This is a genomic window from Halorubellus litoreus, from assembly GCF_055378595.1.
In genome coordinates, this window is sequence record NZ_AP043836.1 from 1,769,829 (window position 1) to 1,793,968 (window position 24,140).

At 67.4% G+C, this 24,140-nt stretch carries 20 protein-coding genes; 14 read left to right on the plus strand and 6 right to left on the minus strand.

What is annotated here, in order from left to right; genetic code table 11:
• Positions 1-52: 52 nt before the first annotated feature.
• The 10 genes from ACZ48X_RS12990 to ACZ48X_RS13035 all read left to right on the plus strand — a co-directional run bounded on the left by ACZ48X_RS12990 (position 53) and on the right by ACZ48X_RS13035 (position 13,116).
• Positions 53-1,123, plus strand: coding sequence for an ABC transporter permease (locus ACZ48X_RS12990; RefSeq protein WP_336349310.1), 1,071 nt, complete (start codon positions 53-55; stop codon positions 1,121-1,123).
• Positions 1,120-2,859, plus strand: coding sequence for an ABC transporter permease (locus ACZ48X_RS12995; protein ID WP_336349309.1), 1,740 nt, complete (start codon positions 1,120-1,122; stop codon positions 2,857-2,859). Before ACZ48X_RS12990 ends, ACZ48X_RS12995 begins: the two co-directional genes overlap by 4 nt.
• Entirely contained in the window at positions 2,859-4,250 is a 1,392-nt protein-coding gene (locus tag ACZ48X_RS13000) for an ABC transporter ATP-binding protein (protein ID WP_336349308.1), read from the plus strand. The genes ACZ48X_RS12995 and ACZ48X_RS13000 overlap by 1 nt, the downstream gene beginning before the upstream one ends.
• 11 nt (positions 4,251-4,261) lie before the next feature.
• Complete coding sequence (locus ACZ48X_RS13005; protein ID WP_417448646.1) at positions 4,262-5,908, plus strand: ABC transporter ATP-binding protein; 1,647 nt, start codon at positions 4,262-4,264, stop codon at positions 5,906-5,908.
• Position 5,909: 1 nt separating this feature from the next.
• Positions 5,910-6,368, plus strand: coding sequence for a DUF7555 family protein (locus tag ACZ48X_RS13010; RefSeq protein WP_336349306.1), 459 nt, complete (start codon positions 5,910-5,912; stop codon positions 6,366-6,368).
• A 125-nt stretch (positions 6,369-6,493) separates the two neighbouring features.
• Complete coding sequence (locus ACZ48X_RS13015; RefSeq protein ID WP_336349305.1) at positions 6,494-7,126, plus strand: DUF7529 family protein; 633 nt, start codon at positions 6,494-6,496, stop codon at positions 7,124-7,126.
• 121 nt (positions 7,127-7,247) lie between these two features.
• On the plus strand, positions 7,248-8,099 hold the full coding sequence (locus tag ACZ48X_RS13020) for a CBS domain-containing protein (protein ID WP_336349304.1): 852 nt from the start codon (positions 7,248-7,250) through the stop codon (positions 8,097-8,099).
• Positions 8,092-9,825 carry a glycine--tRNA ligase gene (gene glyS, locus ACZ48X_RS13025; protein ID WP_336349303.1) on the plus strand — a complete coding sequence of 578 codons (1,734 nt, stop codon included), beginning with the start codon at positions 8,092-8,094 and terminating at the stop codon, positions 9,823-9,825. The genes ACZ48X_RS13020 and glyS overlap by 8 nt, the downstream gene beginning before the upstream one ends.
• A gap of 29 nt (positions 9,826-9,854) precedes the next feature.
• Complete coding sequence (locus ACZ48X_RS13030) at positions 9,855-10,454, plus strand: dolichol kinase (RefSeq protein ID WP_336349668.1); 600 nt, start codon at positions 9,855-9,857, stop codon at positions 10,452-10,454.
• Positions 10,455-10,563: 109 nt separating this feature from the next.
• Complete coding sequence (locus ACZ48X_RS13035; protein ID WP_336349302.1) at positions 10,564-13,116, plus strand: DEAD/DEAH box helicase; 2,553 nt, start codon at positions 10,564-10,566, stop codon at positions 13,114-13,116.
• A gap of 30 nt (positions 13,117-13,146) precedes the next feature.
• Here ACZ48X_RS13035 and ACZ48X_RS13040 read toward each other — a convergent pair whose 3' ends face one another.
• Entirely contained in the window at positions 13,147-13,791 is a 645-nt protein-coding gene (locus ACZ48X_RS13040; protein ID WP_336349301.1) for an Sjogren's syndrome/scleroderma autoantigen 1 family protein, read from the minus strand.
• Between the two features lie 306 nt (positions 13,792-14,097).
• On the opposite strand from ACZ48X_RS13040, the gene ACZ48X_RS13045 reads away from it, so the two are divergent.
• The 3 genes from ACZ48X_RS13045 to mdh all read left to right on the plus strand — a co-directional run bounded on the left by ACZ48X_RS13045 (position 14,098) and on the right by mdh (position 19,458).
• Entirely contained in the window at positions 14,098-17,415 is a 3,318-nt protein-coding gene (locus ACZ48X_RS13045) for a S8 family serine peptidase (RefSeq protein WP_336349300.1), read from the plus strand.
• An 84-nt stretch (positions 17,416-17,499) separates the two neighbouring features.
• Positions 17,500-18,294, plus strand: coding sequence for a cohesin domain-containing protein (locus ACZ48X_RS13050; protein ID WP_336349299.1), 795 nt, complete (start codon positions 17,500-17,502; stop codon positions 18,292-18,294).
• 249 nt (positions 18,295-18,543) lie between these two features.
• On the plus strand, positions 18,544-19,458 hold the full coding sequence (mdh, locus tag ACZ48X_RS13055) for a malate dehydrogenase (RefSeq protein ID WP_336349298.1): 915 nt from the start codon (positions 18,544-18,546) through the stop codon (positions 19,456-19,458).
• 335 nt (positions 19,459-19,793) lie between these two features.
• Here mdh and ACZ48X_RS13060 read toward each other — a convergent pair whose 3' ends face one another.
• The 5 genes from ACZ48X_RS13060 to larB all read right to left on the minus strand — a co-directional run bounded on the left by ACZ48X_RS13060 (position 19,794) and on the right by larB (position 23,575).
• Complete coding sequence (locus tag ACZ48X_RS13060; RefSeq protein ID WP_336349297.1) at positions 19,794-21,767, minus strand: bacterio-opsin activator domain-containing protein; 1,974 nt, start codon at positions 21,765-21,767, stop codon at positions 19,794-19,796.
• A gap of 97 nt (positions 21,768-21,864) precedes the next feature.
• Positions 21,865-22,110 (minus strand): ferredoxin, encoded by a 246-nt coding sequence (locus tag ACZ48X_RS13065; RefSeq protein WP_336349296.1) that lies wholly within the window; start codon positions 22,108-22,110, stop codon positions 21,865-21,867.
• A gap of 59 nt (positions 22,111-22,169) precedes the next feature.
• Entirely contained in the window at positions 22,170-22,457 is a 288-nt protein-coding gene (locus ACZ48X_RS13070) for a GIY-YIG nuclease family protein (protein ID WP_336349295.1), read from the minus strand.
• Between the two features lie 56 nt (positions 22,458-22,513).
• On the minus strand, positions 22,514-22,666 hold the full coding sequence (locus ACZ48X_RS13075) for a DUF7563 family protein (RefSeq protein WP_418934291.1): 153 nt from the start codon (positions 22,664-22,666) through the stop codon (positions 22,514-22,516).
• A 135-nt stretch (positions 22,667-22,801) separates the two neighbouring features.
• Positions 22,802-23,575: a nickel pincer cofactor biosynthesis protein LarB gene (gene larB, locus ACZ48X_RS13080; RefSeq protein WP_336349294.1), complete on the minus strand. Its 774-nt coding sequence runs from the start codon at positions 23,573-23,575 to the stop codon at positions 22,802-22,804.
• A gap of 344 nt (positions 23,576-23,919) precedes the next feature.
• Here larB and ACZ48X_RS13085 point away from each other — a divergent pair, with 344 nt between their 5' ends.
• On the plus strand, positions 23,920-24,087 hold the full coding sequence (locus ACZ48X_RS13085) for a DUF1931 family protein (RefSeq protein WP_166039076.1): 168 nt from the start codon (positions 23,920-23,922) through the stop codon (positions 24,085-24,087).
• Positions 24,088-24,140 lie beyond the last annotated feature (53 nt).

Below are 24,140 nucleotides of genomic sequence, written 5' to 3' on the forward strand. Positions count from 1 at the left end.
ACACTATCAGTAGAACAATGGTGATGGAAGTGGCTCACCGGAGGGCCGAAAAATGAGTCGGTGGTCGTACTTCGCGCGCCGACTGATATTGGCTGTCCCGGTCGTGCTCTTCGGGACGACACTCACGTTCATGATCATCTACCTGGGTCCGATAGACCCAGTGTCAGCCATCGTCGGACCGCAAGGTCCCACCCAGGCCTACGAGCAGATCGAGGCGCAACTCGGGCTCAACAAGCCCTTATTCGGGCAGTACATCGACTTCCTGGTGGACCTCGCGATGTTCAACCTCGGCGAGTCGTGGGTCATCCAACCTGATACGAAGGCGATGGAGCTCATCGGGAGTTTCGCACCGCGGACGCTCTGGCTGGGCTTCTGGTCGGTGCTCCTCCCGCTGTTCGTCGGTATCCCGCTCGGTTTCTACGCAGGCCTGAATCCGAACACGTGGTCGGACTACCTCGCGTCCCTCGGGGGGATCGTCTGGCGGTCCATGCCGAACTTCTGGTTGGGCGTGATCCTCCTCGCGGGACTCAGTCAGGACAACGTCCTCCTGGGGTTCAACTGGAAGACGTTCATCGTCGACACCGGCGTCATCGGTGCACCGCCACTCGACTTCTATAACGTCGAAGGCGTCACGCGGATCAAGGTCGGCGGGTCGACGTTGTTCCGACTGCCGTTCAAGTTCAAGTTCGAGACGTTCCTCGAAGCGATCAAGCGAATCCTGCCGCCCGCGGTCGTCCTCGGGTCGGCGTCGATGGGGAACGAGATGCGTCTCGGCCGCACCGCGGTCCTCGAGACGGTGAACTCGAACTACGTCGAGACCGCGCGGGCGAAAGGGCTGTCGAACGGAAAGATCGTCTGGAAGCACGTCTTCCGGAACGCGCTCATTCCGCTCGTGCCCATCATCCTGAACGAGGCGTTCCTCCTCATCGGTGGCTCGGTCATCCTCGAAACCATCTTCGGAATCAACGGCCTCGGGTGGCTGTTCTTCCAAGCAGTCACCAACGCGGACCTGCCGCTTGCAGGGTCGCTGATGTACATCTTCATCCTGATTATCGTGTTCCTCAACATCCTGCAGGACTTCCTGTACACGATCATCGATCCGCGAGTGGGGTATGACAAATGAGTGAATCACCTGACAACTCGACGATTCGGGAGCGAATACTCGCGCACCCCGAGCCGGCGATGATCTGGCTCGCGGGCGCGTTCTTGCTGTTCCTCCCGCAGACGAGTGCGTTCTTCGAGACGCTCGTGCTCTGGGGCGACATGGTGAACCCGTTCACCACGGGGTCGCTCGAGATCATGAGCTGGTACGTCGATACGATGATCGGGACGCTCGGCACCGCCGGCGGCTACTTCATGATCGCGGTCGGTGGACTCGTCTTGGTATCCATCGTGACGGTGCTCGTGAAGGCGTTCTTCATCCCGTTCTCCATCGTGGAGACGTTCGGGTGGGAGGACCTGCCGGTGAGCGCCGACCTCCTCGAGCGGACAATCGTCGGTTCGGTCATCGGCGTGATTGGCGTCCTGCTCGTGTTCTCGCCGCTCGGCAGCGCGCTCCAGTCCCTGTTTGCGCTGCTCGCCGATTTCGCGAGCGTGTTCACGGACCAGTGGACGCTGCTCTCGCGGGACGTGATGCCGAACCAGGGCTTCCAGCCGCCCGCGGGGGCGACCGACCAGTATCCGACCGGGGCGCTCGGCCCGTACCACGGGACGTTCCTCGGGCTGGAGCCGGCGGTCGTGTGGGCGTTCCGAGTCCTGCTCGTGTATCTGTACGCGTTCCTATGGATCGGCTGGGCGTGGTTCGGGTACAAGACGTTCCGTCGGCACTACCGGTACGCTGACTGGACGCCGCGGGACGACATGATCGACCGGTTCTCCACGCACCGCTGGGGGCAGTTCGGGTTCGTCGTCGTCGCGATGTTCCTGACGATGGCGATCTTCGCACCGCCGCTCGGGCCGGTGACCGCCCAGGAGAACATCCAGGAACCGTACAGTTACCAAGTGAATTATACGGAGAACGGAACGGTGAAGAACATCTCGCACGGTGGCGCGAACGCCGGGTCGCTCTCGCAGGGCGGTGACCGGAACGTCGGCGTCCTCCAGTACGACGACTTCGGTCGGTTCCACCCGATCGGGACGACGACGAACGGCAAGGACTTGTGGACGTTCATGACGATGGGGTCGCGCGTCAGCCTGTTCATCGGGCTGCTCGCCATCGTCGGGAGCGGGTTCATCGCGGCGTCGCTCGCGCTCGTGACGGCGTACTACAAGGGACTGACTGACCTCGCGGTCGTCGTCCTCTCCGACGGTATCCAGGCGATGCCGGCGTTGCTCGTGCTCATCCTGTTGAATACGGTGCTCGCCGGGCATCCGATATCGCAGGTGTACAACGGCGCGCTCGTGCTCGTGCTCATCTTCATCGCGATCGGGTGGGCTGGCCTGTGGCGTGCGTTGCGTGGGCCCGCGCTCCAGGTCTCCGAGCAGGAGTGGATCGACGCTGCCAAGAGCTACGGGCAGCGGCCGACCACGACGATGAAGAAGCACATGGCGCCGTACATCCTCGGCTACCTGCTCGTGTACGCGTCGCTGAACCTCGGCGGTATCATCATCAGCGTCGCGGCGCTGTCGTTCCTCGGGCTCGGGATCACGCCACCGGTCCCGGAGTGGGGGCGGATGGTGAACTCCGGGCAGCCGTACGTCGCGTCGTTCTCGTGGCACATCGCGACCGTTCCCGGTATCATGGTCGTGCTCGTCGTCACGGGATTCAACGCGTTCGGTGACGGCATCCGTGACGCCATCGACCCGCAGTCCGACGGGGCGTCGACTGACGAGGCCGCGGCCGCAGGGGGTGGTGGATGATGTCCACGCCCGAGCAGATCGGGACGGACGATGCCGTGCTCAGCGTGAAGAACCTGCAGACGTCGTTCTTCACGGACAAGGAGACGATCCGCGCCGTCGACGGGATCAGTTTCGACATCCACGAGTCCGAGACGGTCGGTATCGTCGGCGAGTCCGGGTCCGGGAAGTCCGTGACGGCGCGCTCGATCATGGGGCTCGTCGAGAGCCCGGGGCGCGTGCTCCGCGGGAGCAGCGTCCAGTTCCGTGCGCCGCGTGCGGTCGAGCGGTTCGCGAACACGTTCCGTGGGTCGACCGTCGACCTCCAGAAGCTCTCGGAGAAGAACGATCTGGCGACGGCACTCGACGACGCGTTCACGCAACTCGGCGCGAAGCCGAGCGAGGTAACGAACCACGAGAAGTACGCGGACAAGCCCGCCGAGCAGGTGAACCCACAGCAGATGGTTGCCGACGGTGCGGTTCACTGGGACGACTTCATCACGTCCGGGTACGCCGACGACCTCGGTCTCATCGACGGGAACGACTTCGTGTTCGTCGAACGCGGCGACGTCTCCTCCGGTGGGACGACCGTCGACGCGGGATACATCGACGTGACGCGAGCGCACGACCGCGGGCTCCGGAAGCTCCGCGGTGGGAACATCGCGATGGTGTTCCAGGACCCGCTGACGTCCCTGAATCCCGTGTACACGGTCGGGAACCAGATCAAGGAGGCGCTTCGCTTGCATCGCGGGCTGCGTGGTGCGGAGGCGACCGAGGAGGCGATCAACCTGCTCGAAGCGGTCGGGATTCCGGACTCGCGGCGGCGCGTCCGCGAGTACCCCCACCAGTTCAGTGGTGGGATGCGTCAGCGTGCGGTCATCGCGATGGCGCTGGCGTGCGACCCCGAGGTCCTGATCTGTGACGAGCCGACGACCGCGCTCGACGTCACCATCCAGGCGCAGATCCTGGAGCTCCTGGAGGACCTCCAGGAGGAACGCGGCCTGTCCATCATGTTCATCACGCACGACATGGGTGTCATCGCGGACATCTCCGACCGCGTGAACGTGATGTACGCTGGCGAGGTCGTCGAGACGGCGGACGTGGAGGACGTCTTCCACGACCCGAAGCACCCGTACACGCAGGGGCTGTTGAAGTCCATCCCTGGCCAGCAGGACGGTGATCGCTTGCTGACGATCGAAGGGGACGTGCCGACGCCGAACGAGGACCCGACGTACTGTCGGTTCGCACCGCGGTGTCCGGAGGCGTTCGAGGACTGCGAGGCGGTGCATCCCGAGCGCGTCGGCGTCGCCAACGATGCCGACGACCATATCGCGGCGTGCCTCCTGTATCCGGAGGACGCGACGCAAGCAGAGGCGATCAAACTCCACAAGGCGAAAGGAGGGCGTGACGAATGAGCAAACAAGCGATGTCTACGGCGCAGGAGACAGACGAGGAGCACGCGATGATCGAGGTCCGTAACCTGAAGACGTACTACGAGGGTGGCGGGCTGGTTTCGAGTAACCCCGTGAAGGCGGTCGACGGGGTGAACTTCGACATCCGGAGCGGTGAGACGCTGGGTCTCGTCGGCGAGTCCGGGTGTGGGAAGTCGACGCTCGGTCGGACGCTCGTGCAGTTGGAGGACGCGACGGCTGGCGTCAGTCGGTTCTCGAAGCCGGAGGTCGTGCAGACGTTCGCGAACGGGAATCGACGACGGACGGTGTTCCTGCCGGACGTCTACGAGCGTCACGACGCGGTCGAGCTCGTCCAGCAGCTCCTGAACGACGGCGTGAAACCCCAGCTCATCACTGACACGCCGAAGTTCGCGACGATCAGTGCGGACGAGGCGAACGCGAAGACGCTCGTCACGGAGGGGAACGTGACGGTCGAATCCATCGTCGACGAAGGGTTCGGTGAGCGTCTCGGGTTGTACGACGAGAAGGACTTCGTGTTCGTGGAGTCCGGGTCGAAGAGCGGTGACGGCGTGCAGGTCGACGCCGGGTACATCGACGTGACGTCGGCGCCGGATTACGCGTTGAAGAAGCTTCGCGGGAAGCAACTGGGTATCGTCTTCCAGGACCCCGAGTCGAGCCTGAACGACCGGATGACGGTCGGTGAGATCGTTCGTGAGCCCCTCGACGTTCACAGTTGGGGGACGAAGCGCGAGCGCCGCGAGCGCGTGCGCGAACTCCTGGAGACGGTCGGGCTTCGCCCGGAGCACTACTTCCGGTATCCCCACCAGTTCAGTGGCGGGCAGCGTCAGCGCATCGGCATTGCACGAGCGCTCGCGTTGGAGCCGGACTTCCTGGTGCTCGACGAGCCGGTGTCGGCGCTGGACGTGTCCGTGCAGGCGAAGATCCTGAACCTCCTGGAGGACCTCCAGACGGAGTTCGGGTTGACGTACCTGTTCATCGCGCACGACCTCTCGGTCGTCAAGCACATCTGTGACCGGGTGGCGGTGATGTACCTCGGGCACATCATGGAGATCGGTGACACCGAGGAGTTGTTCGAGGCGCCGGCGAATCCCTACACGCACTCGTTGCTGTCGGCGATCCCGGAGCCGGACCCGAACGCGGAGAAGGACCGCGTGACGTTGCGGGGGACGCCGCCGAGTCCGCGCGACCCGCCTGCTGGGTGTCCGTTCAGTACGCGGTGTCCGGCGAAGATCCGGCCGGAGGCGTACCGCGGGATGGACGACGAGGCGTGGGAGCGCATCGAGGTGTTCCGGGAGGTCATCCGCGAGCGGACGCGCGCCGACCGGTCGTTCTCGGATCGGGTCCGCGAGTTCCTCGGGAAGGAGACGCGGTTCTCTGACATCGCCGAGATCACGGACGAGTTGTTCGGTGACGTGCAGGACAAACTGCCGGACGATGCGCGCCAGCACATCCGCGAGGCGTCGAGTTACGTCGACGCTGGGAACGACAATCAGGCTCGGAACTACCTCTTCGAGGAGTTCGGGAGCGTCTGTGACAAGGAGAAGCCGCGGCATCACTCGGTGACGGACCTCCGGACGAGTTTCTGTCACCGTCACATCGACGAGTTCGAGGACAGTCAGTCGGTCTTCAAGCGCCTCTAGGATGGCGGCGTCGTCTTCGAAGGGCGTGTCGCCGGATGCCGTCGAGGCGTTCGCGTTGAAGGTCGTGGACTTGGCGACGTACGTGGTGGTCTTGTTGGTGCTCGTGTTCGCGCCGCTGTCGGTGTTCGAGCAGGTGGTGTTCGGTGGGTTGGTGTTCACGAAGTGGGTGACGTTCCTCGTCGGGGTGGGGCTGGCGGCGTACGCGAGCCTGAAGCTCCGGCCGGATTCGCCGAAGAAGCGTGCGGCGTCGGTGGATGCGGGCGCGAATCATCCGACGGTCGGGAACGTCGAGGTGTCGGTCGTGCAGCGGCTGGCGGCGGCGGTGCCGCCGGCCCGGTGGACGGAGTTGTCGGTCGGTGAGCGGTTCTCGCCGAACGTGAAGCGGTTCGTCGGTGGGGTTGCGGTCGTCGCGGCGTCGATGGCGATGGAGTTCGTGTTCGGTATCGGACTCGGTGCGTGAGTCCGTGACACGGACTGTTCGTCCTGTCGTTCTCGCGGGTTCGAGACGGGTAGTGGTACGGTCGTGCGTGGTGGCTGTCGGCGCGTAGAGACACCCTTAACCGACTCGGGTGCGTCGTGCGAACCATGCCCGAAGCCCCCGATATCGACGAGGAGGACTTCACGCAGGCGGACCGAATCGCGGCGAACGCGGACGCTATCCGGGAGGCCTGGGAGGCCACCCTGGAGGACATGGAGGCGATGGCTGCGGCTCGCCGCGAGGAGGGGTGGACAGCCGTCTCGTGTATGGCGGTCGATACGGCGCCGACGAACCCGGACGCCGGTGACCGCGACGACTTCGGTCTCGTGTTCGTGCTCCCGAACAACATGGCCGAGGAGTTCGAGGAAGCGTACGAGGGTCGCGAGTTCCCGAAGTACGAGGTGTATCGTGCGGAGGACGAGGGTCGCGCGTACGTGGTCGTCGAGTACATCGACCCGGAGACGGAGACGGTCATCTTCGTCGCGGGCCAGTACGAGCTCCGGTTCGCGCCGGGGATGGTGAAGGCGGCGCGTCGCGAGGGCGAGATGTACACGTACGCGCAACTCATCGACGGGACGCGCGTCGGCGCGTTCGAGCACGATAGCGTCGACAAGTTCGTCCCGGAGATCGAGCGTATCGAGGATTACCGGATGGACTCGATGGACCCCCAGGAGGTCGCGAAGAAGCTCGACGACGTCGAGGCCGAAGACGTCGAGGACGGGTCGGTCGAGGACGCCTGAGCGGTCGTTCGCGGCGTCGACCGAGGGCGCCTGAGCGGTCGTTCGCGGCGTCGACGGGTGCGGTGCGCGCGCGCCGGCAGAAACAGGGGCTTTATTTCCGTTTTGACTGTAGGGTGCGTGTATGAACGTTGCCGACGCTATGACGACGCGCTCGGAGTTGGTTACGGTCGAGTTGCCCGGGACGCGCGACGACGTGCTCGAGTACCTCCAGGAGCACGGGTTCTCGTCGGTGCCCGTGGTGAAGCGGACCGAGGCTGGAGAGGAGTATCGCGGGCTCGTGTCTCGCGACGCGCTCATCGAGCAGCCCGACGAGGACCAGCTCGCGATCCTGATGGAGGACGTGCCGACGACGACGGCGGACGCGGACCTGACGGTGGTCGCGCGGCAGATGGTCGAGGATGGTGCGCGCCGGATGCCGGTCGTCGACGGTGAACTCGAGGGTATCGTGACGATGACGGACGTCGTGCACGCGGTCGCTCGCGGGGACGCGGCGACGGACGCGACCGTGGAGTCGGTGGCGACGCGGGACGTGAACGCGACGTACGCGGGCACGCCGCTCCCGGTCGCGGAACGCGAGCTGTTCTACGCGAACGTCCCGTACGCGGTCGTGTTGGACGACGAGGCGGACCTGGCGGGGATGTTGACGGAGGTCGACATCATCGAGGTGGCGCGTATCGTCGAGGGTGAGGACGAGACGGGGAACTCCATCGCGAGCGATGACGACGAGTGGATGTGGGAGGGAATCAAGGCGGTCGGTGGCCGGTACGTGCCGACGCGGAACGTCGAGATTCCGGCGGAGCCCGTCAGCGAGTTCATGACGGCTGACCTGGTGACGATCTCGGGACGAAAGTCCGTGCAGGAGGCGGCGCAGGAGATGATCACGCACGACATCGAGCAGGTGCCGGTGGTGTCCGGTGACCGTCTCGTCGGCGTGGTTCGGGACGTGGGCGTCCTGGAGGCGCTGTATGAGTAGTGACCTGAGCGAGCTCGCGCGCCGCCGCGGGTTCTTCTTCCAGTCGAACGAGGCGTACGGTGGCGTTGCGGGGTTCTACACGTACGGGCCGGAGGGTGCGGCGTTGAAGCGGAACGTGGAGGACGCGTGGCGCGACCGGTTCGTGACGAAGGAGGGGAACCTCGAGATCGACGCGCCGACGGTGACGCCGGAGGCGGTGTTCGAGGCGTCGGGGCACCTCGATGGGTTCGACGACATGCTCGTCGAGTGCCCTGGCTGTGGCGAGAGTCATCGCGCGGACCACGTCGTCGAGGATGCGACGGACCTGGAGGACGCGGAGAGCCTGCCGACCGACGAGGTCGAGGCGCTCATCGCGGAGCACGACCTGGCGTGTCCGGAGTGCGGTGAGGCGCTCGCGGGCCAGCCCGTGGAGACGTTCAACTTGATGTTCGAGACGAGCATCGGGCCGGGCGGTGACCAGGCCGGGTATCTGCGGCCGGAGACCGCGCAGGGGATGTTCGTGGAGTTCCCGCGATTGAAGGAGTACGCGCGCAACCAGACGCCGTTCGGTGTCGCCCAGATCGGCGCGGGCTACCGGAACGAGATCTCGCCGCGGAACGCGCTGTTGCGCGCTCGCGAGTTCACGATGGCGGAACTGGAGATGTTCATAGACCCGGAGGAGGACGAACCGAATCTGGACGCGGTCGCGGACGTCACGCTCCCGCTGTATCCCGCCGACGCGCAGGAGGCAGCGGGCGAGGAGTACCTCGAGTTGACGCCGCAGGAGGCGGTCGAGGAGGGCGTCGTCGCGGGCGAGTGGCTGGCGTACTTCCTGGCGCGGTCGACGGCGTGGTTCGAGCGCGTCGGTATCGACATGGAGCAGTATCGACTCCGCCAGCATCTCCCGGGCGAGCTCGCGCACTACGCGAGCGATTGCTGGGACGCGGAGGCGCTCGTCGACGGCGACTGGGTCGAGATCGAGGGTATCGCGGCACGTAGCGACTACGACCTGAGCAAGCACGCGAAGTACGGCGACGACTCCTTTACGTTGTTCAAGGAGTACGACGAGCCGGTGTCGACCGAGCGCGCGACCGTCGACCCGGACATGAGCTACCTCGGGCCGGAGTTCGGCGGCGCTGCTGGCGACGTCGCCGAGGCGCTGCAGGCGCTCGCGGACCGCGACCGGTCGGCGTTCGACGACGACGAGGTGACCGTCGAGGTCGACGGCGAGACGTACGCGGTGCCGACCGAGCGGACGGGGTTCGCGGTCGAGGAGGTCACGGAGCACGGCGAGCACATCACGCCGCACGTCGTCGAGCCGGCGTTCGGCGTCGGGCGCGTCGTCTACTCGGTGCTCGCGCACGCTCACGAGACCGACGAGGTCGAGGGCGAGGAGCGCGACGTCCTGCGACTCCCCGCGGCGGTGGCGCCGACGTTCGTCGGCGTGTTCCCGCTCACGGACCAGGACGGCCTGCCGGAGAAAGCGCGCGACGTCGCGTCGACGCTCCGCGCGGCCGGGTTCGACGTGACGTACGACGACTCGGGGAGTATCGGTCGTCGCTACCGACGCCAGGACGAGGTCGGGACGCCGTACTGCGTGACGCTCGACGCGGACCCCGAGGGGACGGCGACGATCCGCGAACGCGATTCGACCGAGCAGGTTCGCGTGGACGTCGACGACCTCGTCGGGACGTTCGCGGAGCTTCGCGCGGGCGAACTCGACTTCGAGGAACTCGCGGACGCGTGAGCGAGTCCGAGCCGCAGGAACTCGTCGGGCTGCGCGACGAGGTGGCGCGTCGACTCGTGCACGCGAGCGGTGCGGTCGTCCCGCTCGCGTGGGTGTTCGGTCGTGGCGTCGGTGTCGAATGGTGGCACGTCCGGGCGTTCTTCGTGGTGTTCGCGGTCGCGGTCACCGTCCTGGAGACGCTCCGGCTGTTCGTCGGCCTCGACTGGGTGGTGTTCGACACGCTGACGCGCGAGTACGAGCAGGACAATCCGGCCGGGTACGCGCTCTACACGTGGAGCGCGACCGCGGTCGCGCTCGCGTTCGAGCCCGCGATCGCGGTGCCGGCGATGCTCGCGTTGATGCTCGGCGACCCCGTGAGCGGCCTGCTCTCGGACGGGGAGTTGCGGACGGTGAAGCGCCCGCGCGTCCTCGCCGCGATGTTCGGGACGTCGTTCGTGCTGGCGTGGTCGTTCCTCCCCTTGTCCGCGGCGTTCCTGGGAGCTGTGGGGGCGACGGTCGCCGACGGCGTGAAGCCGCGGTTCCGCGGCGTGGTGGTCGACGACAACCTCTCCATCCCGCTCGCGGTCGCGGGCGCAGCCTGGGTCGGCCTGCGGTACCTGCCGCCCGTCCTCGGGCCGTTGTCGCTGTAGCGCCGGTGGTGTGGGCGCTGCCGCTGTCGGCGCCGCTTCCCACGCCGTGCTTTCACTTTCACCGTGCTCGGCGAACGCTTAACCGCGAGGCCGCTCAACGACGAGGTAGATGGCGACGACTGACGACGGCGACGTCGCGTACGTCGAACACGCCCTGCTGAATCCCGGGTTCATCGAGCGCCGGCTCTACCAGCTCCAGCTCGCGGGTGCGGCCGCGGACGCGCACACGCTCGTCTGCCTCCCGACGGGCCTGGGGAAGACGACGGTGAGTCTGCTCGTGACGGCGCGTCGACTCGACGAGGTCGGCGGCACCTCGCTGTTGCTCGCGCCGACGAAACCGCTCGTGAACCAGCACGCGGAGTTCTACCGGGAGGCGCTCTCGATACCCGACGACGACGTCGTGGTGTTCACGGGCGAGGTCAAGCCCGAGGACCGCGCCGAGCTCTGGGGCGAGGCGACCGTGGTGATCGCGACGCCGCAGGTCGTCGAGAACGACCTCGTCGGCTCGCGGATATCGCTCGCGGACGTGACGCACGTGACGTTCGACGAGTGCCACCGCGCGACCGGCGACTACGCGTACACGTACATCGCGGAGCGCTACCACGAGGACGCCAACGACCCGCTCGTGACGGGGATGAGTGCGTCCCCGGGTGGGAACGAAGAGGAGATCGCGGACGTCTGCGCGAACCTCGGCATCAGGCAGGTGGAGGTGATGACGGAGGAGGACGCGGACGTCGAGGAGTACACGCACGACACGGACGTCGAATGGGTGGAGGTCACGCTGCCCGAGGAGATCCTCGAGATCCGTGACGCGCTGAACGACGTCATCAGCGACCGACTCGAGGAGTTGAAGGAGCTCGGCGTGGTGAACACGACGCAGCCGGACCTCTCGGAGAAGGTCGTCAATCGCATGAGTGCGGAGTTACGGAAGCTGATGGACAACGACCAGAGCGAGGGGTATCAGGGGATGAGTTTCCTCGCGGAGATCCGGAAGCTCCGGACGGCGGTCACGTACGTCGAAACGCAGAGCGTGGAGAGCCTGCGGCGGTACTTCGAGCGCCAGGAGAACGCGGCGCGGTCCTCGGGGGCGTCGAAGGCGAGTCAGCGGATGATAAGCGAGGCGAAGGTCCAGGAGGCGATGCGGCGCGCCCGCGAGTACGACGACCTCCACCCGAAGTACGCGCAAGCCAGGCGGCTGCTGGCGGAGACGCTCGGCTTGGAGGGCGGGGAGCGCGTCATCGTCTTCACGGAGTCCCGGGACACTGCGGAGGCGCTCACGGACTTCCTGTCGGACGGGTTCGACGTCCGGCGGTTCGTCGGGCAGGGCGACAAGGAGGGGTCCGACGGGATGACGCAGAACGAACAGCAGGAGGTGCTGGACGACTTCCGCGCCGGCGAGTTCGAGGTCCTCGTCTCGACGAGCGTTGCGGAGGAGGGCTTGGACGTGCCGGAGGTCGACCTCGTGTTGTTCTACGAGCCGGTGCCGACCGCGATCCGCTCCATCCAGCGGAAGGGCCGCACTGGCCGGCAGGCTGAGGGTCGCGTCGTGGTGTTGATGGCGGAGGACACGCGCGACGAAGCGTACTTCTGGATCAGCAAGCGACGAGAGCGCGAGATGGAGAGCGAACTCCGCGAGTTGAAGGCGAGCGTGGACGACCTCGCGGAGGAACTCGACGACTCGCAGGCCTCTCTGGACGCGTTCGAGGACGGTACCGACCAGGGCGATCAGTCGGCGAGCGACGGGCCGACGAGCGAACCGGCCGCGAGCGACGGCGGTTCGAGCGGCACCGCTGGCGGTGACGGCGACGGGCAACCTGGCCTCCAGGACTTCGCCGGCAGCGACGCGGACGCCGGCGGCGACAGCGAGGAGATGGACGACGGAGCCGACGAAGCCGCGGACGACGGCGTGGACGACGCCGCCGACAGTGGCGACGAGGCAGCGGTCGCTGCCGACGCGGGGAGCGAACCGGTCGAGCGCGCGCAACCGGACGCGGACGGCACGGTCGAGGTGGTGGTCGACCAGCGCGAGATGGATTCGACGATCCCGCGCGAACTCTCGAAGCGCGACGGCGTCACGACTCGCCTGGAGACGCTGTCGGTCGGCGACTACGTGCTCTCGGACCGCGTGGTCGTCGAACGCAAGTCAGTGGACGACTTCCTGGACACGCTCACGGGCGGCGACCGGTCGATGTTCGAGCAGCTCGGTGACGCGACCAGGCACTACTCGCGGCCCGTGGTCGTCGTCGAGGGCGAGGGGAGCCTGTACGGGCGACGGCAGGTGCACCCGAACGCGATCCGGGGTGCGCTCGCGTCGCTCGCGGTCGACTTCGGCGTGAGCGTCCTGCGGACGCAGAGCGAGGCGGATACGATGGAACTCCTGTCGGTGATCGCGGAACGCGAACAGGAGGTCGACGGTCGCGAGGTGAGCGTGCACGGCGAGAAGGCGTCGAAGACGCTCACCGAGCAACAGGAGTACGTCGTCTCCTCGATCGCGGACGTCGGGCCGGTGACGGCGCGGTCACTGTTGGAGCACTTCTCGACCGTGGAGGCAGTGATGACGGCTCGCCAAGAGGACCTGGAGGAGGTCGCGGGCGTCGGTGCGGTGACGGCCGAACGCGTCCGAGAGGTCGTCGGGAGCGAGTACGACCCGGGCCGCGACTGAGGGGGGTCTCGACTGCGGTCGCGTCCGCGGTCAGTGTGCGTCGCCGCGGAGCGTGCGGAGCGTGTCGGTGGCGTCGCGGACGACGGCGAGGTACTCGCGAGCGCGCTCGGGGTCGTCGGTGTCGGCGGCGGCGGCCGCGAACCGTTCGACGGTCGCTTGGACGTTCGCGACTGCGTTCTCGTCGGTCGGTGCGGCGTCGGTGGGCGGTGTGGTGTCGCGACGCCGTGCGGAGTCGTCTCCTGCTCGTGGTTCTGCGCCGGGAGCGGTGGCTGACTGTGGGGCGGCCGTGGTCGTCGGGTCGGCGTCAACGTTGGTTCGGGTCCCGTCTTGAGGTTGCGCGTTCGCGTCCTGGGGTTGCGCGTTCGCTGTCGTGGCCGTGTCGTCCTGTTGGCCCGTGCTCGCGTTCGCTGTCGTGGCCGTGTCGTCCTGTTGTCCCGTGCTCGCGTTCGCTGTCGTGGCGGCGTCGTCCTGTACCTGGTTGCTGCACGTGGGGCAGAACTCCTGGCCGTCGTACCGGAAGATCGGGTCGCCGCAGGTGCCGCAGTGGGCGTTCGTCATCGTGGCGCCCTTGAGGAGCAACTCGCTCATGTGTTGGGTCGCCTCGCGGTCCTCTCGTTCGGCCTCGTACTTCTCCTTGAGGCGCTGACGTTCGGCTTCCTTGTCGAAGTCGCTCATGTGCGTTGGGACGCGGTCGGCGGCGAAAAGCGTGGCGTTCGGGCTACAGGTCGGGCGGTTCGCTGGAGGTTGCCGGGGTTCGCTTCGAGGTTCGTCTTTGGAAAGTTTCACTTCTCAGGTTCGCGTGGTATGGGACGGTGTTTCTTCCGTCTGTACCGGCGCTGTCCTGCAGTTCCGACCCATTACACCAACTCAATACATACTTTCCAAATATTAAAGCAGTGACTTACTTACCAAATATTTAAGTTGAACTTACAAGAAACAATAGTACGCACTGACGAACTCGGTGCGGGAACGATACGACTCATGACAAGCAACCGTACGCGGTTCCTCTCGGTACTGTTCGTCTGCATCATGTCGCTATCCATGGTCGCACCCGTCGTCTCGGCGGGTTCGGCCACGGTCGCGACAGATGCCGCGAACCCCGAGCTCGGAACCGTCGACACAGCCGAACCGGTAGACAAGATACATCCCTCCCTCCAAGACGCCGAGGGAACGAAACAGGTCATCGTGCGCCTCGACGACGCCGAGGTCGCCGCGAGCCAGAGCGGGACCGAAGTGGTCTCCACGCTCAAGCGACAGGCCGCGAGCACGCAGGACTCGCTCGTCCAGTTCGCCGCCCAGCGCGAGGGCGTCACCGTCGAGAACACGTTCTGGATCACGAACGCCGTCCTGCTCGAGGTCGACACCGACTCCGTCGCCCTCGGCGAGATCGCTCGCATGAGCGGCGTCAGCGAGCTGCACGCGAACTTCGAGGTCCAGCGCCCCGACCCGCGTCGCGGCGCGTCGACGGCCAGCGCGAGCACGACCAACGACTACAACACCACGTACGGTCTCGACCACGTCAACGCGACCGAGGTCTGGGACGCGTACGACACGCAAGGTGAGGGCGTGAAGGTCGCAGTCCTCGACACTGGCGTCGACGCCAGCCACCAGGACATCGACCTCTACACCGAGAACGCCTCGGACCCGACGTACCCCGGTGGGTGGGCCGAGTTCAACGGTAGCGGTGCCGTCATCCCCGGGAGCGAGCCGTACGACTCCAACGGACACGGCACGCACACGTCCGGGACCGTCGCAGGCGGTGACGCCAGCGGCGAGCACATTGGCGTTGCGCCCGGCGCGACGCTCATCCACGGCGGCGTCCTGACCGAGAACGGCGGGACGTTCGCCGCCATCCTCGGTGGCATGCAGTGGGCCGTCGAGGAGGACGCTGACGTCATGAGCATGAGTCTCGGCTGCATCGTCGGCGAGACCGCGTGCTACACGGAAGCGACCATCGAACCGATTCAGAACGCGGAAGCGGCCGGCACCATCGTCATCGCGTCCGCGGGCAACGACGGGCAGGGCTTCAGTAGCTCGCCCGGGAACGTCTACGACGCGGTCTCGATCGGTGCGTCCGACGTGAACTACGACATCGCGTCGTTCTCCAGCGGGATGGTCGTGAACACGACCGAGGCCTGGGGCTCGGCCGCACCCGAGCACTGGCCGAGCGAGTACGTCGTGCCGGACGTCTCCGCGCCCGGCGTGGCGGTGAAGAGTTCGGTCCCCGGCGACTCCTACTCGGAGTACTCCGGCACGTCGATGGCAGCCCCGCACGTCGCGGGTATCGTCGCGCTCATGGAGTCCGTTGCGGGCGAAGACGAACTGTCGAACGACGAGATCCGGACGGCGCTCCGCGAGAGCGCCTGGAAGCCGGCTGACGCCCCCGACCAGAAGGACGTCCGCTACGGCGAGGGTATCGTCGACGCGAAGGCAGCGGTCGACTTCGCCGTCCTCGAACAGGGCGTCGAGGGGACCGTCACGGGCCCGAACGGGACGCCCATCGAGGGTGCGACGGTGTCGCTCTCGGGTGCCGGGAGTGCGACGACGAACGCCAGCGGGGCGTACAGTATCGTCGCGCAGAACGGCACGTACGACCTCACCGTGAACGCGTTCGGCTACGAGTCGACGACGACCACGGTGACGGTCGACGGCGACTACGTCACGAAGGACGTGTCGCTGTCGCCGACGCTCGACGTGTCGCTCGTCGACGGGCAGCGTACCATCGCTGAAGGTGGCGAGAACGTCACCGTCACCGTCGACGCTGCGAACCTCCAGACGTACACGGCGGAGCTCGCTGACGGGTACAGCACGGACGACGCGACGCTGTACCTCGAGGGCACGCAGATCCAGTGGGGCGAGGAGCTCGACTTCGGTGAGCCCACCTCCGGTACCGCGACGCTGACCATCCAGACGGCGCCGGGGACGAGCGGGAACGTCTCCGTCGTGCACACGTTCGGTGGACTCGGCGAGAGCGTGCAGGTCACGACTGGTCCGACCGCGGTGTTCGAGGAAGTGACCGAGGTCGGTGTCGTCGAGGACGCCGGCTCGCAGGGCGAGGCGGTGCAGTCGACGCTCGACGAGATGCTGCCGGCGTCGTACCGGACGACGGTCCTGGACAGCGAGACGGCGACGCAGTACGCGGACGCGTTCGACGCGTTCGTCGTGCAGAACCTCGCCTCCGGGAACGCGGACGCGTTCACGGCGGCGACTGCGAACGATTCGACCGGTGTCGTCTACCTCGACAACTGGGGTGGCGAGGCCAACGGGATTCCGGCGCGTTCGAGCGCGCTCGGTGACCCCGCGAACACGGACTTCGCGTACGGTGACGGGAACGTCTCGTACGCGGTGACGGAGACGCACCCGATCCTCGCTGGCGTTGCGACGCCCGGCGAGAACGTCCAGGTGCATACGGCGACGGGGTTCAACGACCACTCGTGGTTCAACGGGACCGATGCGACGGTGCTCGCGGACCTCGAGACGGCTGACGCTGGCGTGAAGGGCGTCGGCCTGGCGGTCGACGAGTCGCGTCGCGACGTGCTCGCGTCCACGCTCGGTCGCGAGACGTACGTCGAGGACCCGCAGTTCACGCAGGCTGCGGACCAGATCCTCGCGAACGCCGTCCAGTGGGCGGCCGGTGAGGGCGTCGATTCGTCCGCGGGGACGCTCGACGTGAACGAGCAGGTCGTCGACCCCGGTACGGACGCGACCGTGACGGTGAACGCGAGCGGCGTCGAGGACGTCGCTGGCTACCAGGCGAAGTTGACGTTCGACCCGCAGAAGCTCGAGGTTGCGAACGTCTCCGGTGTCGACTTCGCTGACCCGGTCGTGCGTGTCGACAACGAGGACGGTGTCGTCTACATGGCCCAGGCGCAGGCCAGTGGCGTGAACTCGCCGTCGCTCGTCGAGGTCGAGTTCGACGTGCTGATGGACGATTACAACGAGTCCGCGACCGTCGAGTGGGCGGTCGAGGAGTCGCTCGTCTCGGACTCCGGTGGGAACGCGCCGTCGGTGGACTTCTCGAACGGTGGCGTCGAGACGCCGCCGTGCGCGCCCGGTGACGTGAACCAGGACGGGTCCGTGACGGTGCAGGACGCGACGCTCGTCCAGCAGTACATCGTCGGGCAGGAGCCCGCGAACTTCGTCCCGTCGTGCGCCGACATGAACGGTGACGGTGACGTGACGTCGGCCGACGTGACCCTCATCCTCGAGGAGATCGTCGGTGAGGACGACGATTCGGGGACGCCCTCGGTCGTCGCTGTCTCGGACGTCGCTTCGCCGATGCCGTTCGTCGCGGCCTGAGTCGACGGAACGACAACCCGGTTTCTTTTTTCGAGACGGTAGACGGATACGTTTATCTCGTTTGAGACGAAACCACGTGTACGGATGTCATCGAACGTGACACGTCACGCAGCCGTCTTGTTCGTGGTCGGGCTCGCGCTCGCCGGTGCGGTCGCGCCGGTTGCGGTCGCGACGACCGGCGCTGCCGGAGCCGGAGTCGACGCCGGTGTGGGCGCGACCGGGGAGACCGACGCCGAAGCGACGCTCTCGGTCGGGAGTGCGAGTGCGCCGGCCGGTGAGACGGTGACGGTCCCGATAGCGGTCGACGGTACTGGCATCGCGGGCTATCAGGCGAACTTGACGTGGGACGAGTCCGTCCTGCGTCTCGAGTCGGTGTCTGGCGCGGATTTCTCGAAGCCCGTGACCAACGGCGGCCCTGGCTGGGTGTTCATGACGCAGTCCCAGTCCGACGGCGTGGATTCGCCGACGGTCGCGACGGTCACCTTCACCGTCGTGGGCGACGCGGGCGACGAGGCGGCGCTCTCGTTCGTCGCTCGGGACTCGTCGGTGAACAACGAGTCCGCGCAGCTGGAGACGGCGCTCGAGTCGGGCGCGGTCGCGGTCGGCGAGTCCGCGACGGTCTCGGAGGATTCGGTCGCGACGACGACGGACGGGACGACGAGTCGGGGAACGGCGACCGGTGACTCGGCGACGACCGTCGCGGCGACGACCGATGGCGACGACGGGACGACGACCTCGCAGGGTGTTGACGCGGACGGCGACGATGGCGGGCCGTCGCCGCTGCTCCTCGTCGCCGGTCTCCTCGGTGCGAGTGGCGTCCTCGGCGTCGGCTACTTCCTCGGACAGCGCGGCGGTGGCGGCGGTGACAGCGGGGAGTGAGCGCGTGGGCGGCGGTGACGGCGGGGAGTGAGCGCGTGGGCGGCAGTGACGGCGGGGGGTGAGCGCGTGGGCGGCGGTGACGGCGGGGGGTGAGCGCGTGGGCGGCGGTGACGGCGGGGGGTGAGCGCGTGGGCGGCGGTGGCGCCGAGGAAGCGGCGCGTGGACGCCACTGGTGGTGGCGAGTGCCGGTATCCAGTTTCTGCGGACTTCGACACGATTAACTCCCCTCCGCGGGCAGTTCCGGGTGTTATGACGAAAGTCAGCGTTGTCGGCGCGGCCGGCACGGTCGGTGCCGCAGCAGGGTACAATCTCGCACTTCGAGACGTCGTGGACGACCTCGTGTTCGTGGACATCCCGGACCAGGAGGACGTCACGATCGGGCAGGCTGCGGACGCCAACCACGGCGTCGCGTACGACTCGAACACGACCGTCCGACAGGGCACGTACGCGGATACGGCAGGTTCGGACGTCGTCGTCATCACGGCCGGTATCCCGCGTCAGCCCGGGCAGACGCGTATCGACCTGGCGGGCGACAACGCGCCCATCATGGAGGACATCCAGTCGAGTCTCGACGAGCACAACGACGACTACGTGTCGGTGACGACGTCGAACCCCGTCGACCTCCTGAACCGGCACCTCTACGAGGCCGGTGACCGCGACCGCAACCAGGTCATCGGGTTCGGTGGCCGTCTCGATTCGGCGCGCTTCCGGTACGTCCTGAGCGAGCGCTTCGACACGCAGGTCCAGAACGTCGACGCGACGATCCTCGGCGAGCACGGCGACGCGCAGGTCCCCGTGTTCTCGAAGGTCCGCGTCGACGGCCGCGACCCGAGTTTCGGTGGGGACGAGAAGGAGGAGATCCTCGACGACCTGAAGCAGTCCGCGATGAACGTCATCGAGCGGAAGGGCGCGACCGAGTGGGGGCCCGCGACGGGCGTCGCACACATGGTCGAGGCCATCCTGAACGACACCGGCGAGGTCCTGCCCGCGAGCGTGAAGCTCCAGGGCGAGTTCGGGCACGACGACGTCGCGCTCGGCGTTCCGGTGAAGCTCGGTGCGAACGGCGTCGAAGAGGTCGTGGAGTGGGATCTGTCGGCGTACGAGCGCGAGCAGCTCGGTGAGGCGGTCGACAAGCTCAGCGAGCAGTACGACGAGATAGCGTAAGCAGTTCTTTCGGTTCGGGCGGTTTCGGTCCGCGGTCGGTTCGGTCGAACGGTCCCTGGTGGCTGCTTCCTCGACGGCTACGCGCCAGTCCGGGGACTGGCGTCGGTCGGGTGATGGGTTCGTTCGTCACCACTCGCGGTGGTCGTGGTCGGTGCTGCGGTCGTCCACGAGCGCGTCGGGGACGGACGCGTCGAGGAGTCGTGCCCATTCCTCGATGTGAGTGCGTCGCTCTGTTCCTCCCATGTCGGTAGGTACCGTGTACGCCGGAGAGATTAACTCTTACGCCGCTTCCAGACGTGTCGGCTGGTTGTCCACTCGACGTGCTGGTGTCGTCGTCAGGGTCGGTCGAAGAACTCGCCGACGAGTTTGCGTTCGGCGGCGCGGAGGTGCTGGTGGTACGTCGACCGCGCGATACCCATCGATTCCGCGAGGTCGTCGCCGCTCGTCGGGCGCGGCCACTCGAAGAACTCGCCGAAGTACGCACGGCGAAGGGCAGTGAGCTGGCGGTCCGTGAGCTGGGATTCGAGGCTCGCGATGAACTCCTGTTTCGTGGAGGCGCTGCGTTCGCGCTCGCGGTACGCGGTCAGTTCGACGTCGTCGTACTCGGCTTCGACGTGGTCGACGAGCGACCGCGCGTTCGCGTCCCGCGGCAGCTCCACCTCGACGGTCGCGTTCGTCGGCGACGCGGTTATCTCGCGGATGTCCGCCCCGTAGTCCGCGAGCGTCGACAGCAGGCCGGCGTTCTCGACCTCGAACTCGACGAGACAGGCGCCGTCGTTCGCGGTGATGACGGTGACGTCGACGACGCCGTCGACGTCCGCGGCCGCCGCTTCGAGCGCGTCCGGGTCGTCCGTCTCGGCCGTGAAGAACAACCCGAGGCGGTCGTCGTCGCGATGCATCGACCCGGCGTAGGTCAGGGAGACGCCGGCGGTCTCGGCGACGCGCACGAAGAACGCGTCGCGGTTCCGGACCGCGAACGACAGCGAGACGATGTCGTCGGCGGTGAGCGTCCGTCGCGTCTCCACCGCGGAGATGGCGGTGCCGGCCATCCGTCCGAGCGCGTTCAGGATGGCGACCTCGCGCTCGTCGAGCGCGGTGGCGTCGTCGACGTACGCGCAGAACACGCCGTACTTCGCGTCGCGATGCGAGAGCGGGACGATGGCGACGGTCGCGAACGCGTCGTCGACGAGCGCTTCGTGCCACTCGCGGTCCGGGAGGTCCGCGACGTCGACGACCTGCGTCTCCCCGGACGCGATCGCCTCGTTCACGGGGCCGTCGCCGCCGAGGAGGTCCAGTGGGTCGCCGTCGGCGATGCCGCCCGCGATGGCGCTCGGCGCGATGGACTTGTCCGCGAGGTCGGATTCGCCGACCCACGCACACGTGTAGGGCTCGTTGTCGACGACGAGGTCGCACATCGCGGTCTCGACGCTCTCGCGAGTGGTCGCCTCGACGAGCGCCTGTCCGGCGTCCTTGAGGAGGCCGTCGATGCGTTCGAGGACGTGCTGGAGGTTCTCGCGTTCGGCGGCGAGTTCGGCGGCGCGGCGTTCCGCGACGCGTTCGGCGTTCACGCGCTCGGTGATGTCGGTCTGGAACCCGACGAAGTGCGTGACGTCGCCGGTCGCGTCGCGGACGGGCGCGATGTCGACGCGGTTCCAGAACTTCTCGCCGTCTTTCGTGTAGTTCGCGAGCTCGGTCGTCACGCTCGTCTCGGCGTTGATGGCGGCGCGCATCTCGCCGATGGATTCGGGGTCGGAGTCGTCGCCCTGGAGGAACCGACAGTTCCGGCCCATCGCGTACTCGCGGTCGTAGCCGGTGAGTTCCTCGAACGCGTCGTTCGCGTAGATGAGCGGGAGTTCGGGGTCGCGGGCGTCGGCGATGGTGATGCCGACGGGCGCCTCGTCGAGCGCGCGTTCCTTGAGGAGGCCGGTCGGGTCGCGGTCCGCGTCGATGGCGCGAGCGACCGCGGTCCGGAGGCGGTCGCGCCAGTCGTCGACGCGGCGGACGTACGCGGAGACGTCGTGCGCGACGGCGCGTTCGGCGAGCGCCTCGTCGCCGTCGGCTGTCAGGAGCACGAACGGGACGTCGCCGTGGACGTCGCGGACGTGCGTGAGGAGCTCCAGCGCGCTGCTGTCGTCGAGGTCGCGTTCGCAGACCACGCAGTCGATCGGGTCGTCGCCGAGCGCCGTCAGTGCGGCGTCCGCGGCGTCGAGGGTCCGGGTCTCGCGCTCGGGGGTCGCGAGCGCGTCCGCGGTCTCGGTGGCTCGAGTCGCGTCCGCGTCCACGACGAGCACCCGGGAACGTGTCGTCATACCATAGGCTACGACTCCAGTGGTATAGAAGTACGGCCTCCGAACCCTCACCTGTTAGGTGCGTTGCGTAAATACGGCCGGTGGTGGCTCGACGTTGTCAGGGGACGAGCTGGTCGCCGTCGTCGTCGTAGACGGTGATGGCCTCGACGGGACAGGCGCGTGCCGCGAACTTCGCGTCCAGCTCGGCGTCGGCGGGGACCTCGCGGACGAACACGCCGTCCTCGCGTTCCTCGGCGTCGGCGAGTACGGCCTTCCCGGCGTCCTCGTCGCGCTCGAAGGCGTCCCACTCGGCGACGCACTGGAACATCCCGATGCAGGTGTCGTAGTCGTACTCGACGCGCATACGCCGCTGGTTCGGGGACGGCGGGGAAAACCCTGACGCCCGCGCGTCCACCGCTGGAGTCACTCCGCGTCCGCGGTCGCGTCCGAGGGCGCGTCGCCGCGGTCGCTCGCGACGAGGCGCTCCTTGCGCGCTCGCGAGAACGTCTTCACCTCGTGTTCGCGGGACATCGCGGCCGACCGCGAGTCGTACGTCTCCACGTGGACGAGCGACACCGGCGTTCGGCCGCGCGTGTACTTCGCGCCGTCGCCGGCGTCGTGCTCGTCGACGCGTCGCTCGACGTCGGTGGTGTAGCCCGTGTAGTACGTCCCGTCCGCGCACTCGAGGACGTACACGTAGTGGTCGCTCACGGAGGGCGGTACTCGGTGGTCGCTGAAAGAGGCTTCGCGTGGTGGTTCGCACGCGGTCAGGAATCTGGCCTCGCGCGGCGCCGGGACTCCTCGGCGATTCCTGCGTTCGCCGAACAGTTCACGCACGCCAGGATTCGCCCGTGTTCGTCCGCGAACACGCGTGCGAATCGTTCCGAGACGTGGGCGCCGCAGTTGTCACAGTCTGGCATGGTGGGGGGACCGGCGTGATTCGGGTGCCGGTACCTCCCCGTTGGCGATATACGTATAAATACAGCTGGAATCGCAAGACGACGTTGGGAATCGGGAAAAGATTCTTGTCTAAAGCCGTGATATGGTACGGGGTCTCACGTGTTCCCGTCGCGTGCGGCGCCGACGCGCCTGGCGACGAGCGCCGCCTGGGCGCCCGCGACGAACCCGGCGTCGACGTTCACGACCGACAGGACGGTGCAGGACTGCAGCATTCCCGAAAGCGCCGCCTCGCCCTCGCCGCCGTGTCCGTAGCCGGTCGAGACCGGGAGGCCGACGACCGGCGCGGAGACGAGGCCGGCGACGACCGTCGGCAGCGCGCCCTCGCGGCCGGCGGCGACGACGAGCGCGTCCGCGTCGTCGAGCGTCTCGCGAGCGTCGAGGACGCGAGCGATGCTCGCCACGCCGACGTCGTGGACGGTGTCGACGGTCGCGCCCATCTCGCGAGCGACCACGGCGGCCTCCTCGGCGGCCGCGGCGTCACCGGTACCACCGGAGACGACCGCGACGGTCGCCGGGACGTCCGGGGCGTCGAACCCGGGTGCGTGCGCGACGACGAACCCCGAGCGGTCGTGGACGGTGACGTCGGCTTCGGGGTGGTCGGCGGCGAGACGCTCGCGGACAGCCGTCGCGGCGGCGTCGCTCGCCCGTGTGACCAGCGCACGCCCAGTGGTCTCCACGGCCGCGGCCGCGAGCGTCGCGACCTCCTCGGGCGTCTTCTCGTCGGCGAGCACGGCCTCGGGGACGCCACGGCGCTGCTCGCGGGCCGCGTCGAATCGGCCGTCGTCGGTCGTCGCGTACCCGCGCAGTTCCGCTTCGGCGGCCGCCGGCGACAGGTCGCCGTCGGCCACCCGCTCCAGTACGTCGCGCATGCTCGCCCCTCAGTCGCGGACGCACTCGTATCCGTCGACGCATCGGTCGGTGACGCACTCGTATCCGTCGACGCATCGGTAGCAGATGCATCACGTAGCGGTCGGTGTCTCGATCGCTGACGCGCACGTGGGTGGTCCGCGTTCGCCCGAGAATCGGCGCGCGCGCCACTGCGAACGCCCGCTGCGAGCGACCGTCGACGACGGTTCCGCGGCCCGAACCGACGCACGAATGAGTACCTTTCGGTTCGTGGTGGGTGCTGTCACCCCTGTAGACGCGCTCTCGCGCCCGTCTGACGGCTCTAACTGGAAACTATTATAAAGGGGGCATGGGAATGGCCGCTTGTATGGCAGACCTCATCGTCAAGGCAGCCGTGAAGGAACAGCTCGAGGGTAAGAACGTTGCGTCCGACTTCTACGACGCACTCGACGAGGAAGTCGAGGAGCTCCTCGAGGACGCCGCCCGTCGCGCCGAGGCAAACGACCGAAAGACGGTCCAGCCGCGCGACCTCTAAACCCGGTCCCAACCGACTTCTGAACCGGCGGTGACCGCGGTGGTCGCCGCTTC